A 15,273-nucleotide genomic window follows, 5' to 3' on the forward strand; every position below is an offset into this window, starting at 1 on the left:
TAGAATAGAAATTTATTTGACGAATTACTGGGTAATTTAAGGAGCTGATTTTTGGAAAATGAACAAAACGAATCAATAAATATACAAGATGTTTTCCCTAACCTACAACCAATCAAAAAAGCACCTTCGATGTACATGGTCAACGGTATTGGAACCAATGTATATGGTAAAAGAGATTATCACGCACAGACAGGAGCCTACCTGAAAACGTATTGTCTTGCAATATTTTTCATACCGATAATCGCTATTCGCGCCTATCGCGTTTGTGATGCACAAAATGGTGGGTGGCACTTTTTAGGTCGCGAACCACTATCGGGTTTCGCAAAAGGTTGGAACTATTTGCTACTTTCGAGTATTGTAGGACTTATTTCCTTTGCCGCATGGGCTGATTATGTTAACTCGCCGGAGTATCGCGCCAAACAGAATTTAGCAAAGGCGCAAGCGTACATGGAAGAAGGCAACACCACCGCTGCAGTAGATCGCTACATTGCCGTTGCCAAGAGTTATACTTCATATGCACAAACAGGCAGACAAGAACTAAATGACTTCGTGGCAAATCTCGACAAACAACCTCTCAACAATGTCGAAAATATTCTCGATGTTTTTAAAAAGAATTACTTCAAAGGTTGTGACGAAGCACTCAGTACTCAACTGTCCAAGCTTGTGACAACAAACGCGCAAAGCGAACCTCTAACGAGTTACAAACTCTACAAGCGCGCCAATGACCTTGCGAAAAAAAAACAAAGCGATCCCAAGTTAAAACTACAGTTGTTAGAAGCCATTGTGAGCAAACATCCGCAAGAAACAAAATATGCATCTGAACTTGCGGTGATATATGAACAACAAAAGCGCTGGGAAGACTGTGAGAAAATTTTAGCACCTCACGGAAAAAAATTAGTGAAGTACGAAGGGGCGAGAATCCTAGGTCAGATTTACGCACAAAAAGGAAAACTTGAACAGTCAGATGCACTACTTGTCCCCTATGTAAATCGCGGAATTGACGATTTAAAGAGAATCGAACAAGAGTACAACAATGTATGGCGCGCTTCTCAAGACCAAGCTCTATCGCTTTTCAATTATCAATATCGCTACGACAGGACAACCCCACAAGAAGAATTGCGCAAGAAATTCCAAATTTTTTTCCAAAAACATTTGAAAAAAGATCCCAAAGTCCAAGCAAAATTAGAAGAGTATCGTGACGCAGTACAAATTGTTCACGTAGCCATGGACCTTGGAATGGTAAAACTGTATCTTGCCCGCACAGAAAAACAAGAAAGCGTACGCGCGAAAAAGTTACAAGATGTGGAAAAACTATTTCTTTCCATCCAAAGTGCTGCCGGTTCAAGTGACCGCTACCAGTTAACTCTGGGACAAGTTTACTACTGGATGGGGAAAAAAGAGCAGGGAAAAAAGCAGTTCGCGGAATTTTTAAAACAAAATGCGGGAAATGCCACCAAGTCCTTGCAATTAGCTAAAATATATCGCGAGTTAGGAGATGGTGACGAAGCGCTAAAATTAGCGAAAGAGGCTTACGAAAAATCCACTTTAGACGCTGACAAAAAGAGTGCAGCCGAGATTTGCGCAGTATCTGCGGTAAACACCGAAGAAAAGATTGAGTGGTTGAAAAAAACAGATTTGACAAGCCCACACAATTCAGCGTCTCTCAACAGTGTACTGGGCGACAAGGCTCTTGCCGAAGGTGACAACGAGAATGCAAAAAAATACTTGCTAAAGGCCATTTCTTCCTACCAAAAGCAGCACAAAAACTCAACAACACTCAACAACGAAGCGTTGGTACACTATTCTCTCTTCGGCCTCGATGGAAATGTAAAGCACATCAATAACACCGCTAGATTACTCGAAGAGGCTGTTTCTTTAAGTCCTAACAGCAGTATCATCATTCGCAATGCTTACTTGTATATGATGATAAAGTCTTTTTGCGATGTGACAGGTCCTAAGGTAGACTTTAAAAATTTTCAAGAGCAGCTCACAAGCCGTATACTCCAGTTTTTTTATCGCGATCGAAAATCCAAGCAACAAATCCTGAAAAAACTCAAGAAAAATCCGACCTTTGTAAAAGCAATGTCTTATATGAAAAAGAGTATGATACTTTCGCCAGAGAGCATAGATACATACTCCACTGCTGCAAAAATGTACTATTTGCTAAAAGACCACGAAGGTATGCACGGTTTGTTAACACAGTTGCGTAGTATCAAAAAGTATTTACCACAAAATGCATACAGTGGCGTTGGCTTAGCTCCATATGCCAGTGTATTTCAACAACAGGTTGATCACTACAAGACCTTGGCAAACTCGAAAAATCCGATGACAATTGCTTTGGCAAAATCCAACTACATATACTATTCATTACTACTGGTACAATGTGGTGTCGCGGTGAACCATCAAGATTTGCAAAAGTTGGCCGAACAAATCTACACAAACGCTCCTTCACAAGCAACAAGACAGAACCTCATTAATTGTCACCTACTACAAACACATGTCGCGATGCTTAAAAACAAAGACTACAAAAGTAATGTTGCCAAATACGACAAGCAGGTAGCACATCAACACCTAATTGCTGTGGCTTTACGCAATTATCCACAACTCAAATCGCTCATCTTAGCAAACAAAAATTTTGTAAAAGCCGTCAAACTACTCAAAGAAAGCTCTCAAGAATTTCCGAAATCAACAAAGATACTTCACTGGACATTGCTTTCTTCTGCGAACCAACAAAAAGAGGCTATGTTGCAAAATTTCAAAAGCTCGCAATTACAAGCATTACAAGAAATAAATGCCACATTGAGTCCCGTAAGTATACCTGTTCTTTTGGAAAGTTACTGGTTTTACGAAGCGCTAGGGCAAAAAGAACGTGCACAACAACTAGTGAACGATTATCAAAAACGCGGTGTTCCCTTTCCCAAATAGATAAGTAAAATACTTAATTGATGACAAAATAGCAACCATTCTACGGTTGCTATTTTATTCTTATTTTTTGCACTTTCCCAACCAAGGAGTCAACCGATGCCTCGTTATGCCTTACTTTCAGACATCCATGCTAATATCGAAGCTCTACAAGCAGTTCTTGCCGATGTAGAAAAACGCAACGTTGATGAAATACTGGTGCTAGGAGATATTATTGGTTATGGTCCTGATCCCAAAGAATGCTGGGAAAAAGTTTGCGAAGTTGCCAATGTAATGTTGATTGGTAATCATGAACAAGAAATAGTTGCCGCGGACGATGACTATACAGGGGGAGATGTCAAAGCGATGTTAAAGTGGACGGAGCAACAACTGCAAAACAGTAGCTCTTGGACCGAATTTATCGCTCCGATCACCGTAGAAAATTACCCCGAATATGCCTTAAAGATATACAATGGAAAAACATTCGTACACGCGGCGGCACATTCTCCAACAAAACAATATATTTGGCCCGGGTACGAGGGGTTTTATATTATATACAATGATCAGTTAGACAGTCGCTTACTCGAATTTATGTCCGCATTTACCACGCAACACGGTTTTTTTGGTCACACACATGTTCCGACAGTACTCACATACTACAGAAACAAGCTCATCTTCGATATAGAAGGTACATGGAACAAAGAAATGACTTTCATTGGTCCGAACACCATATTTTTTGTTCCGCAAGGTAAAATGCGCATCGAAGACTTGGCGGACAAACATGCGTATATAAATCCCGGTAGTGTTGGGCAACCACGCGACGGTGATCCACGTGCAGCTTATGCCATTTACGATGATACCAGTATCGAATTTATACGCGTTGTCTACGATTTCACAAAAACCCAAGAAAAAGTTTCTCAACTACCGGTTAGTGAAGGAATCAAGAAACGCACAATTGATCGCCTTGCAAAAGGAAAATAACCGTCTTATTACGCAGCTCTACAGAGAATCAATGTATAGGTGTAAAGTCTTCCATGGCCATAAAGTTCTTTTCGGTTTGTATTTCCTCACAACTTTCGTTTGTGATTCCCAACGCAATCGCATTGATAATGCGCGTTTCTTCTTTTAATGGATGCGGAACCACACCTTTATGCATGACACCTAACATGTGACGTCCATCAACTTTCTCAGGAAAAAAGCTGTTATTTAACACGATGATTTGGAAGTGCTGGTGCTGAATGTTTAACTTGGTAATATAGTTTTCGGCACAAGGATTTTGACCAAAGATTTGCAAAAGGTTTTTCATCGAAGTTTGCGCATCGAGTTGATGATCATAAATATACTTTGAGTAGTCGCCAACGTGTAGTGCGCTTTTTATAACACTTGGCTCATAACCTAACATCAATATAGACTCTTGGTCCATTGTCGCCTCTAAATGAAACTTCGTGGTGAATTGACGCGAAGTACGATCCATCGACAAATAGTAAAGGTACTTACCGAAACGATGGTAATATAAATCATTGAAATTCTTTTTGATTTCCATCATCGCTTTTTTTAGCTGCTTTGCATCTATCTCTTTTCCCAAATCGATTATGCAAAAACCTGGCGTCGAGAAATCGCAGCGAAATACCAACGCAAATATCTCTTCGATGGCTCCGTGTTGTATATCATGTAACGTAAAATGAGTCTGCATATGACATCCTTATATAAAACTAGGTTACTATAAAAACAAGCCCGAGCTCGGGAGCGGGCTTGTTTTTTCTAATTTGACGTCAACTCGAACTGTATTGGAAATTTTTGTAAACCGCGAAAAGCCAGATCTTTTCTCCAGTCAACTTTTTCCGTACTCAATTCGATATTGTTGATTTTGCGCAACAATGTGGTAAAAGCAATGTTCGCTTCTAACCGCGACAATGCGGAACCAATGCAAAAATGTGCGCCGTAACCAAAAGCGAGATGTTTATTCTCCTTGCGCTCAATGTCAAATTTATCTGCTTCAACAAAAACTCTCTCGTCACGATTGGCCGAACCTATCAACATAATGACAGTTTGCCCAGGAGAGATAGTCTTACCCGCTATTTCTATTTCTTGCGTAGCAACGCGTGTATTCCATTGCACCGGACTTTCAAAACGCAACATTTCTTCAATAGCGGTCGGTAACAACTTCACATTTTTCTGTAGTTTATGCCATTCATCACGATGGTTCATCAATGTGTACAGGCCGTTCCCTAGCAAATTGGTGGTTGTTTCATGACCACCAAATAGCAAAACCCCACATGTGGCTAAGATTTCACCTGTTTGTAAAACTTCTCCTTCACATCCCACGAAAGTACTGATCAGATCTTCCTGGGGTTTTTTGCGACGCTCTTCAATCACATCACGGAAATAATCGTTCAATTCTTTTACAGAATCATTGGCATTTTTTGCCACTTCTTTTGTTGTTTTGGGCGACCCTAATATACTGGCAATGCTATTTGATTTTTCTTTTAACCAATCACGATCTTCGCGTGGTAGACCCAGCATGTCGGCAATAACAATCACCGGTAATGGGTAAGCAAATTCTGCAATAAAATCACAATGTTTTTTTTCTAAAAACGACTCGAACAACTCATCGACGATTTTTTGCACGCGCTGATGCATACCTTGAACAAATTTTGGGGAAAAAGCTTTGCTCACTAGCGAACGAATTCGCGTATGTTGTGGGGGATCACAAAAAAGGAGCCACAGTGATAAGGAGTCGACAAAATGCGACATGTCACCTGGGGAATAATCGGGAATGCGTGCAACGATAGCCCCTACGCGTTTTGAAGATAGATCATTGTGTCTATATAGGGTGCGTACTTCGTCATAGTGGACGCATAGCCACGCATTGAAAAAGTCACTCCAGTACACACTTTCACCTGCACGAAGCTTCGCATAACAAGGGTAGGGGTTTTCTAATGTTTGTGGATCAAATGGGTTATAGTCGAAAGATGGCATAACAACTTCCTTAATTGTATGATTTTAGTTATGCCATCTTAGCACAAATTTTAAAAGTACTGCAAAAGATAAAAGACTTTTACCAATCGAAATCTGTTTGTCCGGTCATTTCTTCGAAACGTTGTTGGATAATTTTACCTTTGTTGGTTACTTTTCTGGTGAGTCTTTCCTTTAATTCTTGCAGCTCTCTTACTAAATGCTGCATTTCGTGTTTTTGCATCGCAATCTTGGTATCAAAAACAATATTGAGTGATTCCAATAATTGTTTTTTCAACGCTTCATCTTTTGTCTCTCTGTAACGGTCGGCAAGAATCTCACTGCGTATTGAGTGGCGCTGTGCGCGAACTGCCAACGCAAACATATCAGGGTTTTCTCGTTTTAATTCTTCCAACTCTTCCATATCTTCGTACAAATTATCTATTGTTTCTTCAAACTCTTCAGGATTTTCTTTTTGCAATCGTTGGAGTATGGTTGCCATTTCAGGAAGGTACTCTTTAATAAAGCTGCGTAGCTTTTTGTGGTGATCGCCTTCCAAGGCCGCTTGTATTTTTTTTATTCTACCACGAAGTTCGCGTACTTCTTCCTCGTTCTCTTCTTCTTCCTCTTCCTCGATACGTTCTTGCAATTCCTCAACTTCGTCTTCTAATCTTTCGCGAAAGGCATCGCGTAGAATTTCTTGTAGGTTACGCTGAATTTCTTCAGCTCTTTCGCGAACCTCTTTGTGCCAATTTTCGCTAACTTCATCTGATTCTTCAATGCTTTCGAGCAATTCGCGTACTTCGTCTCCCAATTCTTCGATGGGATCGTCGTCATCACAAAAAACAAATGATGTTGTTAAGATTAATGCAAAAATAAGAAAAATTCTAAACATAGGTGTACTCCTTACCATATTCTACTGTTTTTTAATTTTGTAATTTTACGCTTCATCTTCGAGTAACGAGTTTTATAAAGACTGGTAACATAACTACGTCGCGACAAACGCTTAATTCCCCGACGTAACTTGTCGATGTCCGCGTCAAGACTATCCCACCCCATTTCTTCGGCAACAAAATTTTGTGGCAATTTTTTTTGCGGTAATTTTTCTTCCAAAGAAAATAAAGACAAAATCCCAATAAGCAGTGCTGCAGCGGCGGCTAATATCCAACGGTAAGTTCTTCTGTGCGGCAAGACTATCTTAGGTTGTGGCATATCGTCAAAATCCATTACCTGCGACATTTTTTGCAAAAAATCTAAACGCTCTTGACAAGAAGGGCAATTCGCTAGATGCACAAGAAATTCGCGATCACATTCTAATTCGTTGTAAAAATATAAGTAAACTTGTTCATGACAGCAATGCATCATATGACTCCTTCCAATTCCTTACGCAACTTCTCTACAGCATAATGCATTCGACCTAAAGCGGTGTTGATGGGTATATCCAAAATTTGTGCAATTTCTTTGAAAGTTAACCCCGCCTCTTGGCGCATCAAAAACACTTCGCGCTGTTCTACAGGTAACGCTTGAATGGATGTAATAACCTTACTATGGACTTCGCGATTTAGTAATTCACTACAAGGATCTTCGCGGTGTACGCGTTTAAAAATCACATCACGTAACTTATTGTCACGGCGCCTTTTTTTACGCAAGTAGTCTTTCGCGATATTGCTGGCAATTTTGTAAACCCATGCACCAAAAAAATCTTGTTCTCGAAACAAATGCATATTATTGATAACACGCAACAGGGTATCTTGAACTAAATCTTCCGTATCGTGAAAATTTCCAATGTATTTCCACAAAAAGTGAAAGACCTTCTTTTGGTATGTTTCGACGAAGACATTAATTGCCCGCTCATTACCGTTTCGCAAACCATCTATATTCATTTTTCACTCGCACAAACTCGAATTTGATTAAACACTTTGAGATATACAACGTCCTTATTTCATTTTTATTGTGCAAAAAATTTAAAATTTTCATTTTTATTGCTAAAATGTACTTGCGCGTTAAAAACTTGCTCCGTGAAATTAGGGTGTTTACGCTCTACTATAAAGGCTATCTAAATGTTGTCAGATCAAGATAAATTATTTGCCCAATATGCTCTCAACAAAGGCTTTATTAATAAACAAATTTTAAACCACTATTTGGCCCAACAACATAAAAGTACTCTACAGGACTACTTACAGAAAAATCAACTACTGACCCTTGAACAAATTGCTACCGTTCACAGCGACATACAATCTTCGATTTGTCCTTTGCGTTTAGAACGTTATACAATCTTAGGCAAAATTGGCCAAGGAGGCATGGGCTCTGTTTATAAAGTGAACGATCAGCAACTACAACGTATCGTGGCCCTGAAAACAATTTCACCAGAGAGCAACTACGACATCCAGCGTTTTTTGCGCGAAGCGAGAACAATGGCCTCTCTAAAACATCCCAACATTCTCAGCGTAATTGACCTTGGAGTGGATGGCAGTGGCCAACCTTATTTTACGATGGAATACATCACTGGAAAAACGCTCAAAGAAAGACCTCTTTCTACACGTAAAATTATCACGATTATGATCGAAGTTTGCAAAGCCATTCAATACGCACATAATCAGGGGGTCATTCACCGCGATTTAAAGCCATCGAATATCATGCTCGATGGAAATAAACCCATCATTATGGATTTTGGCTTGGCAAAAGTAAACCACGATGATAAAAAATTGTCAAAAAGCAACGAAGTTCTTGGCACACTTCAATACATGCCACCAGAGCAAGCTCTGGGGCGTGGAAATGCCATTGACCATCGCAGCGATATTTATTCTCTGGGAGCTATTCTATTTTATCTCTTAACAGGTGCACCACCATTCACCGGCTCTTCGATAAACGTCATTTTTCAACTTACCCAAGAACCAGTGAAGTTCACAGCCAAGTCCAAAAAGCGCATTCCGCAAAAACTGCAAAGCATCTGTTTAAAAGCAATGGCAAAAGAAAAGGAGAATCGTTACCAAAGTGCTGAGGAACTCGCTAGTGATTTAGATGGTTTTTTGCAGGGGAAAGGTGTTGCTGCTCAAAAACAAAAACAAGTGATGACCATGAAAAAATTCGCTTTTGTTTTTTTGGGAGTTGTTTTGCTAACGACTTGGTTTTTCGCGACAAGTTATAAACCTGTCATGGTCACCGACAAAAAACAAAAAGTGTTATCTCCAGAGTTGGCACCTCCAAAAAAGTCTCCACAAGTCATCTCACCGACAAATCCATACGTATTTCGCGGAGATATTGCGCGCACTGGTGTTTATTTCACAACAGACGGAAATAGCCAAATACAAACGGACAAGTCCAAAGCCGGAACTATTTCCTCATTAAACTTAACAAAAGATACCCTATATTATGGTAGCAGCTATCAAAAACAATATAGCCTTGTTGCGCGCAACAAAAACCTAAAAATTGCATGGCAAGACGCTCTTTCTTCACCTGTAGCATCTTTTCCGCTGATTGTGGAGAACTTTATCTATGTAGGAACAAAAAACGGCGAATTTCACTGTATAGACATACAAAACCAATTTCCCAAACCCCATTGGAGTATACAACTAAATAAGGCTGCGCGATTTGATTCGCCAATATTTTACCAAGGCATTGTCTACGTAAGCGATCAAACAAATTGTTATGCTTTAGACATGCACAGTGGAAAAACAATGTGGCAATTTAGCGGAAACTCCATGACTTCACCAGCGATTTATCAAGAGGTATTGTACATTGGCGACACAAACTCACTTTATGCATTGTCGCCAAAGAGTGGTCGTAATTTATGGGAGACAAAAACAAAAGTGGCATGTACCCCTGCCATTCACAATGACAAAATTTTTTATCACTCTACAACAGAGGCCTACTGTACTGATTTAAAAGGTAAAAAATTATGGTCTATTCCTTCACAATCTAATTTTAAAATACAAAGGTTATTCGCAAAGGGACCTGTTCTGTACAACGATATGGTGTACTGGCTAGCACAGTGTCGTATACAGCGGAATAAAAATTACTTCAGCGAAATACATGCGATGCAAATTACGGACGGGAAAATCAAATGGCAAACGGTTATACCTCATAAAAACTCTCCTTTAGAACAACGTAGAGTACAACACGCTCCTATACTAATAGAGCATGCAAAAAACAGCGGCATCTTTGTCGTCAATAAAACCGCCTCCATGTTCGTATTGGATTACAAATCGGGAAAACAAATGGTGCACTACCAGATGCTATCGCCAAAAAAATTAAACCATATTAATTTTTTACCTATACTAAACCGCCAAACGCTCTATATACCCTCGCGCTACAAAATAGAAAAGAGGAGCCTTCCTAAATTTTTAGATAAATACCGCATTACAGAAATAAATGAGCAATCTATTGAAGGCGAACATTTTTTAGTCGCATCAAAATACATAGAGGATATGAATTACTGGGGAAGTTGGAGTAACGGTCAACATCTGAGATGGCACAACGATAACAAAGGCCAACGCATCGCGTTCTCCTTTATTGCACCGCAAGAGGGAGAGTACAACATACAGGCTTACTTTACCTTAAATAAACACTACGGTAAGTACAAAGTTACGATTAATGACTATCAATTCTTAGAGGATACTTCAACTATTGATTTATATGCGAAAGAAAACGGTTATCATAGATCACAGGCACAAGACTTAGGCTTACATAAACTGCGCAAAGGAAAAAACTTGTTTATCATTCACTGTGTTGGAAAAAATCCACGATCAAGGGATTACCGTTTTGGCTTGGACAACATTGTGTTACAACGAAAACCCTCACCAAAATTGCCTACATCGCATTTGGTCGCCTATTTACCTTTTGACAATGACTGTAAAGATCACTCTCCTTTTAAAAATTTGGTGCACAACAAAGGAAATGTATCTATTTCCCCGGGAGGTGTCAAAGGTAAATGTGCCAATTTTGACGGCAAAAGTTTTTTAACACTAAAAGAAAAAATGCCGCTCACACAAAAATTTACATTCTGTGTTTGGTTATACCATGCAGGATTAGAACCATTGCGTCCCATTTTAAGTAAATTTGCCCCCAAAGAACGCTCCTCTTATCGCTTTATGGTGTCTTCACAAACACCGAAACTACAGCTATGGTGTTTTTCTCCCCATCACTTATCCCCTCTGCAATTTCGCGTACCCAATAAAAAATGGTACATGCTTACCGTGACATACAATGGGAGTAAAGCAAAATTTTACCTGGACGGGAAATGGAAAAGTTCTGTAAACTTCTATGGAAAAATCGCTACGTCGCTCAATGATTTACACATTGGCTTCACTGATAGCCAACCAAAACCATTTGTATTCCGCGGGAAAATGGACGAGTTGCGTATTTACAATCGCGTTCTCACCGCCGAAGAAATAAAAAATCTTTATAAAAAATAAACTCTCACAAAATATACTTTAGCGCAAAAAAATAATTGACAAAGCATTGTGATTACCATATCTTATTAGCTTCTTATGCTTATCGATAACTGTACAACAGCAAACAGTTATTTTATTTTGATGAAACTACTGATAAAAACAGCCGTGTTACGTCAAAATTACAAACCATTTTGTTATGTAGTTCCGAAAAAGGGCAAAAGCCCGTATTTCAATTTTTATTTTTAGGAAGTCAATTATGGGTCGTGGTGATCGTAGAACACGTCGTGGCAAAGTTGCCGCAGGAAGTTTTGGAAAATTCCGTCTAAAGAACAAGAACAAAGCAAAAAACAAAAAAGCTGAAGCAAAGTAAAGTAAAGAGTAATATATGTTGATACAACAATTATATGCAGAAGCACAAAATACGCAAAATCCTCACGAATCGTTACAGAAATTCCAAAAATTGTTGCGATTGGTTGAAGCGCAATCTGGTCCCTTTGATATGGGAGTATGCGAAGTACTTACACACATTAGCGGGCGCCAATTTGATGTGGGGGATTACAAAAGTTGTATCGAATCAGCCAAAAAGGCGCTGAACATTTTAGTTTTTGAAAACGTAGAAGATAATGTTTTGCGTGCACAGCTTTACAATAACATTGGGATGAGTTACTGGGCTTTAAAAAATCAAGAGAAAGCCCAGGAACATTTCGAATACCTATGGCGCCTGTTGCAAAAGCAAGAAGATAAAGAATTGCTCAACTACGGCGTCGAAGACTACAAAAATTTTTGTTACCAAACGCAAAAATATGAAAAATTAGTTGAAATTGCCGATCACTTTAAAGTACCGGCAATCGTATATACCCACCTAAATAACAACCAGCCTGTTATTTTTGACAATTTAATTTTTTGTTGTACAGATCCTAAATATGCAAAGGAAAACGCGGGGTATCCTTTGGGAAAAGTAGTTTATTTCCAATTGATTCCTATTGCCATAGACAACAATGTGTCTTTATCTTTCGATAAAAACGACACCGAGCGCGAAAAGATAGAAAAATTTGCGCAAAGTCTATTTTCCTTTGATATATAAAATCGCGATCGTTGTAGTTTCTCAAAATAAAAATTCATATAGCAAATATGTATCTCATTCACTTCTGTGAACACCTCATAGCTATCACTCTCACTAATTTTACATAAACAACCACGTCGTTTATGTATTTATATTTTAATATTCAGATACAGTACTTGCAGAATTCATCAAACAAATCGTTAGTGCCAAACCAATACTTATTTATCAATAAAATTTAGGTTATGAATACAATTCAAAATGGAGAAAAAAAGTGAAATTTACAAAATCTGAGTACATTTGGCTTGATGGTGCGACACCTGCGGCTTTACGTTGTAAAACACGCATTCTTCCCTACATGGAAGAAGCGAAACTTGATTCATTTCCCGAATGGGGATATGATGGTTCATCAACATACCAAGCACAAGGCCACGCTTCAGATCTCGTTTTAAAACCCGTACACTTTATCAATGATCCGCTTCGTGGGCAAGGCCATTACCTCGTGTTATGCGAAGTCTTTGATGAACAAGGAAATCCACACGAAAGCAACACGCGTGCTAAGCTAAGAAAAGTATTGGATGCAGGTGGCCAAAACCACGAACCGTGGGTTGGTTTTGAACAAGAATACACATTTTTTAGTGGCCATGGTACTCCCCTTGGATGGCCACAAAAAGGATATCCAAAGCCACAGGGACCTTTTTATTGTAGTGTCGGTTCGGAAACTGCTTTTGGCAGAAAAATAGTGGAGCGCCATGCAGACGCTTGTATTGCGGCTGGAATTTGTATTTACGGTATCAATGCGGAGGTAATGCCTGGGCAATGGGAATTCCAAATAGGCTATCGCGGAATAGAAGGAGAGTCTGTTGACCCCTTAACTATTTCTGACCATGTATGGTTGGCAAGGTGGCTAATTCATCGCATTGCCGAAGACGAAAATGTAAGTGTTTCCTTTGACGCCAAGCCAGTAAAAGGCGACTGGAATGGAGCGGGGATGCACACCAATTTTTCGGTAAAAGAAACCCGTGAACAAGGTGGTTTAGAATTTATTCACCAGGCAATTAAATCTCTAGAAGAAAAACACATGGAACACATCGAAGTTTATGGATATGGTTTAGAGGAACGTTTGACAGGATTACACGAAACTTGTCATATCACAGAATTTAAATCCGGTGTGTCTGACCGTGGAGCCTCGATTCGCATTCCTCTTCATGTAAAAGCCAAAGGCCATGGTTACTTTGAAGATCGTCGCCCCAGTGCCAACGCAGACCCTTATCAGGTGTCGCAACGTTTAGTTCAAACAGTATGTAACTTGTAATTCTTTATGCAAAGGTGTCGTGTATCCGACATGGCACCTTTGCTTTATTTGAGATTCATTATCGATAATAGTACCTATCGGTACTCCCTGTTTGGCTTCATAAGCCAAACAGGAGAAATCACTCATGATGAATCTTTCATTTAACTCTTAACATCAAAATCACTAGCATCTTGGTATTCAACCATTTGTTCTTCCTCAGTTTTCTTTTGGTGCCAGACTAAAAGACAAAAGTGCATAAATTAAGAACGCAAAGAAACGCGAAACGGTTTTACTTCACCACAAAACACTTTGTTTTGAACACAAGGGTCGTTTTGCATGATTTCCATTGCCTGTACTTCGGATTCAACTTCCACTATTGCAATTCCTAGAGAGCCATCTTCACAAGGCCCTGCCAGTAACAGTTTTTTTTCGGCAAGTAAGTTTTGTAAGTAAGAAAAGTGCTGCCCTAAAATTTGCTGCTCTTGTTCACTCATTGTGTTGATAAAATTATCTCTTGTTGGTTTGTACATGATTAAATATGCCATTTTGTTTTTTCTATTTCCTTTATGGTGTCATCCCTGCAAAAGCAGGGATCCAGCGTTTACAAGTCCACTTTACATTGCTGGTTTCCCGCTTACGCGGGAATGACATTGCTATCGTGTCATCCCTGCAAAAGCAGGGATCCAGCGTTTACAAGTCCACTTTACATTGCTGGTTTCCCGCTTACGCGGGAATGACATAAGTTTGAATGACATGGATTTTTATGCATTAAATCCTAGGCGTGAACGATTTTTCTAACCTTTTGACTCAAAATCGCTGGCATCGTGGCGTTCCGCCATTTGTTCTTCCTCAGGCCCCCACACGCGATTCACTCTTCTTCCACGTTGCACCGCGGGACGTTTTTCAATTTCCTCTGTCCAGCGCACGACATTTTTATATGACTTCACATCAAGAAATTCGGCAGCATCGTATAATTTTCCGAGCACAAGGCCCCCATACCACGGCCAGATTGCCATATCGGCAATAGAATATTCCTCCCCCGCCATGTAAGCATTATCGGCTAAATGACGATCTAGTACATCCAATTGGCGTTTTACCTCCATCGCAAATCGATCAATGCAATACTCTATTTTCATCGGAGCGTAGTTATAAAAATGCCCGAAGCCACCTCCTAAATAGGGAGCAGATCCCATTTGCCAAAATAACCAATTCAGACACTCGGTGCGCCCTGCAGGAGTTTTGGGTATAAAGTGTCCAAATTTTTCCGCTAGATACATAAGTATAGAACCTGACTCAAATACACGTGTTACGGGGGAAGTGGAGTGGTCCATTAATGCCGGAATTTTAGAATTGGGATTTGCGGCGACAAAACCACTAGAAAATTGATCACCTTCACCGATATGAATCAGATATGCGTCGTACTCCGCGTTGGATTCGCCAAGCTCTAATAGTTCTTCGAGCATAATGGTGACTTTCTGTCCATTTGGCGTTGCTAATGAATATAATTGAAAGGGATGTTTGCCTACGGGCAAATCTTTTTCATGTGTGGCTCCGGCAATAGGACGGTTGATGTTGGCAAATTTTCCCCCACTACCTTTTTTCCATTCCCAAACTTTTGGCGGTTGATATTCATTGGTTTCTGACATGTTGTTGCCTTTCTTTGATTAAGT

The 15,273-nt window shown here is 39.7% G+C and carries 13 protein-coding genes; 6 read left to right on the forward strand and 7 right to left on the reverse strand.

What is annotated here, in order from left to right; all coding sequences use genetic code 11:
• Nucleotides 1–51 precede the first annotated feature (51 nt).
• Together UABAM_RS06550 and UABAM_RS06555 are read left to right on the forward strand one after the other, a co-directional pair.
• Nucleotides 52–2,925: a tetratricopeptide repeat protein gene (locus UABAM_RS06550; RefSeq protein ID WP_151967205.1), complete on the forward strand. Its 2,874-nt coding sequence runs from the start codon at nt 52–54 to the stop codon at nt 2,923–2,925.
• Nucleotides 2,926–3,021: 96 nt separating this feature from the next.
• Nucleotides 3,022–3,882 (forward strand): metallophosphoesterase family protein, encoded by an 861-nt coding sequence (locus UABAM_RS06555; RefSeq protein ID WP_151967206.1) that lies wholly within the window; start codon nt 3,022–3,024, stop codon nt 3,880–3,882.
• 28 nt (nt 3,883–3,910) lie between these two features.
• On the opposite strand, the gene UABAM_RS06560 is transcribed toward UABAM_RS06555, so the two are convergent.
• The 5 genes from UABAM_RS06560 to UABAM_RS06580 all read right to left on the reverse strand — a co-directional run bounded on the left by UABAM_RS06560 (nt 3,911) and on the right by UABAM_RS06580 (nt 7,739).
• Nucleotides 3,911–4,594, reverse strand: coding sequence for a hypothetical protein (locus tag UABAM_RS06560; protein WP_151967207.1), 684 nt, complete (start codon nt 4,592–4,594; stop codon nt 3,911–3,913).
• Between the two features lie 68 nt (nt 4,595–4,662).
• Nucleotides 4,663–5,880, reverse strand: a complete 1,218-nt coding sequence (locus tag UABAM_RS06565) for a cytochrome P450 (protein WP_151967208.1) — start codon at nt 5,878–5,880, stop codon at nt 4,663–4,665.
• A 79-nt stretch (nt 5,881–5,959) separates the two neighbouring features.
• Nucleotides 5,960–6,751 (reverse strand): coiled-coil domain-containing protein, encoded by a 792-nt coding sequence (locus UABAM_RS06570; RefSeq protein ID WP_151967209.1) that lies wholly within the window; start codon nt 6,749–6,751, stop codon nt 5,960–5,962.
• Nucleotides 6,752–6,762: 11 nt separating this feature from the next.
• A complete protein-coding gene (locus tag UABAM_RS06575; protein ID WP_151967210.1) occupies nt 6,763–7,221 on the reverse strand; it encodes an anti-sigma factor family protein in 459 nt (152 codons plus the stop codon).
• On the reverse strand, nt 7,218–7,739 hold the full coding sequence (locus UABAM_RS06580; RefSeq protein WP_151967211.1) for an RNA polymerase sigma factor: 522 nt from the start codon (nt 7,737–7,739) through the stop codon (nt 7,218–7,220). Before UABAM_RS06580 ends, UABAM_RS06575 begins: the two co-directional genes overlap by 4 nt.
• A gap of 177 nt (nt 7,740–7,916) precedes the next feature.
• Here UABAM_RS06580 and UABAM_RS06585 point away from each other — a divergent pair, with 177 nt between their 5' ends.
• From UABAM_RS06585 to UABAM_RS06600, 4 genes are all read left to right on the forward strand, one after another.
• The gene (locus UABAM_RS06585) at nt 7,917–11,270 is read left to right on the forward strand and encodes a protein kinase domain-containing protein (protein WP_151967212.1); all 3,354 of its coding nucleotides are present in this window, start codon (nt 7,917–7,919) and stop codon (nt 11,268–11,270) included.
• A 235-nt stretch (nt 11,271–11,505) separates the two neighbouring features.
• Nucleotides 11,506–11,619 carry a 30S ribosomal protein THX gene (locus UABAM_RS06590; protein WP_151967213.1) on the forward strand — a complete coding sequence of 38 codons (114 nt, stop codon included), beginning with the start codon at nt 11,506–11,508 and terminating at the stop codon, nt 11,617–11,619.
• A gap of 15 nt (nt 11,620–11,634) precedes the next feature.
• Nucleotides 11,635–12,333, forward strand: a complete 699-nt coding sequence (locus UABAM_RS06595; RefSeq protein ID WP_151967214.1) for a tetratricopeptide repeat protein — start codon at nt 11,635–11,637, stop codon at nt 12,331–12,333.
• Between the two features lie 250 nt (nt 12,334–12,583).
• Nucleotides 12,584–13,624 (forward strand): glutamine synthetase beta-grasp domain-containing protein, encoded by a 1,041-nt coding sequence (locus tag UABAM_RS06600; protein WP_151967215.1) that lies wholly within the window; start codon nt 12,584–12,586, stop codon nt 13,622–13,624.
• Nucleotides 13,625–13,863: 239 nt separating this feature from the next.
• On the opposite strand, the gene UABAM_RS06605 is transcribed toward UABAM_RS06600, so the two are convergent.
• Nucleotides 13,864–14,148: a YciI family protein gene (locus UABAM_RS06605; protein WP_151967216.1), complete on the reverse strand. Its 285-nt coding sequence runs from the start codon at nt 14,146–14,148 to the stop codon at nt 13,864–13,866.
• A gap of 249 nt (nt 14,149–14,397) precedes the next feature.
• Nucleotides 14,398–15,249: a glutathione-dependent disulfide-bond oxidoreductase gene (yghU, locus tag UABAM_RS06610; RefSeq protein WP_151967217.1), complete on the reverse strand. Its 852-nt coding sequence runs from the start codon at nt 15,247–15,249 to the stop codon at nt 14,398–14,400.
• Between the last annotated feature and the right edge of the window lie 24 nt (nt 15,250–15,273).

Source organism: Candidatus Uabimicrobium amorphum, assembly GCF_009002475.1.
Classification (GTDB): Bacteria; Planctomycetota; Uabimicrobiia; order Uabimicrobiales; family Uabimicrobiaceae; genus Uabimicrobium; species Uabimicrobium amorphum.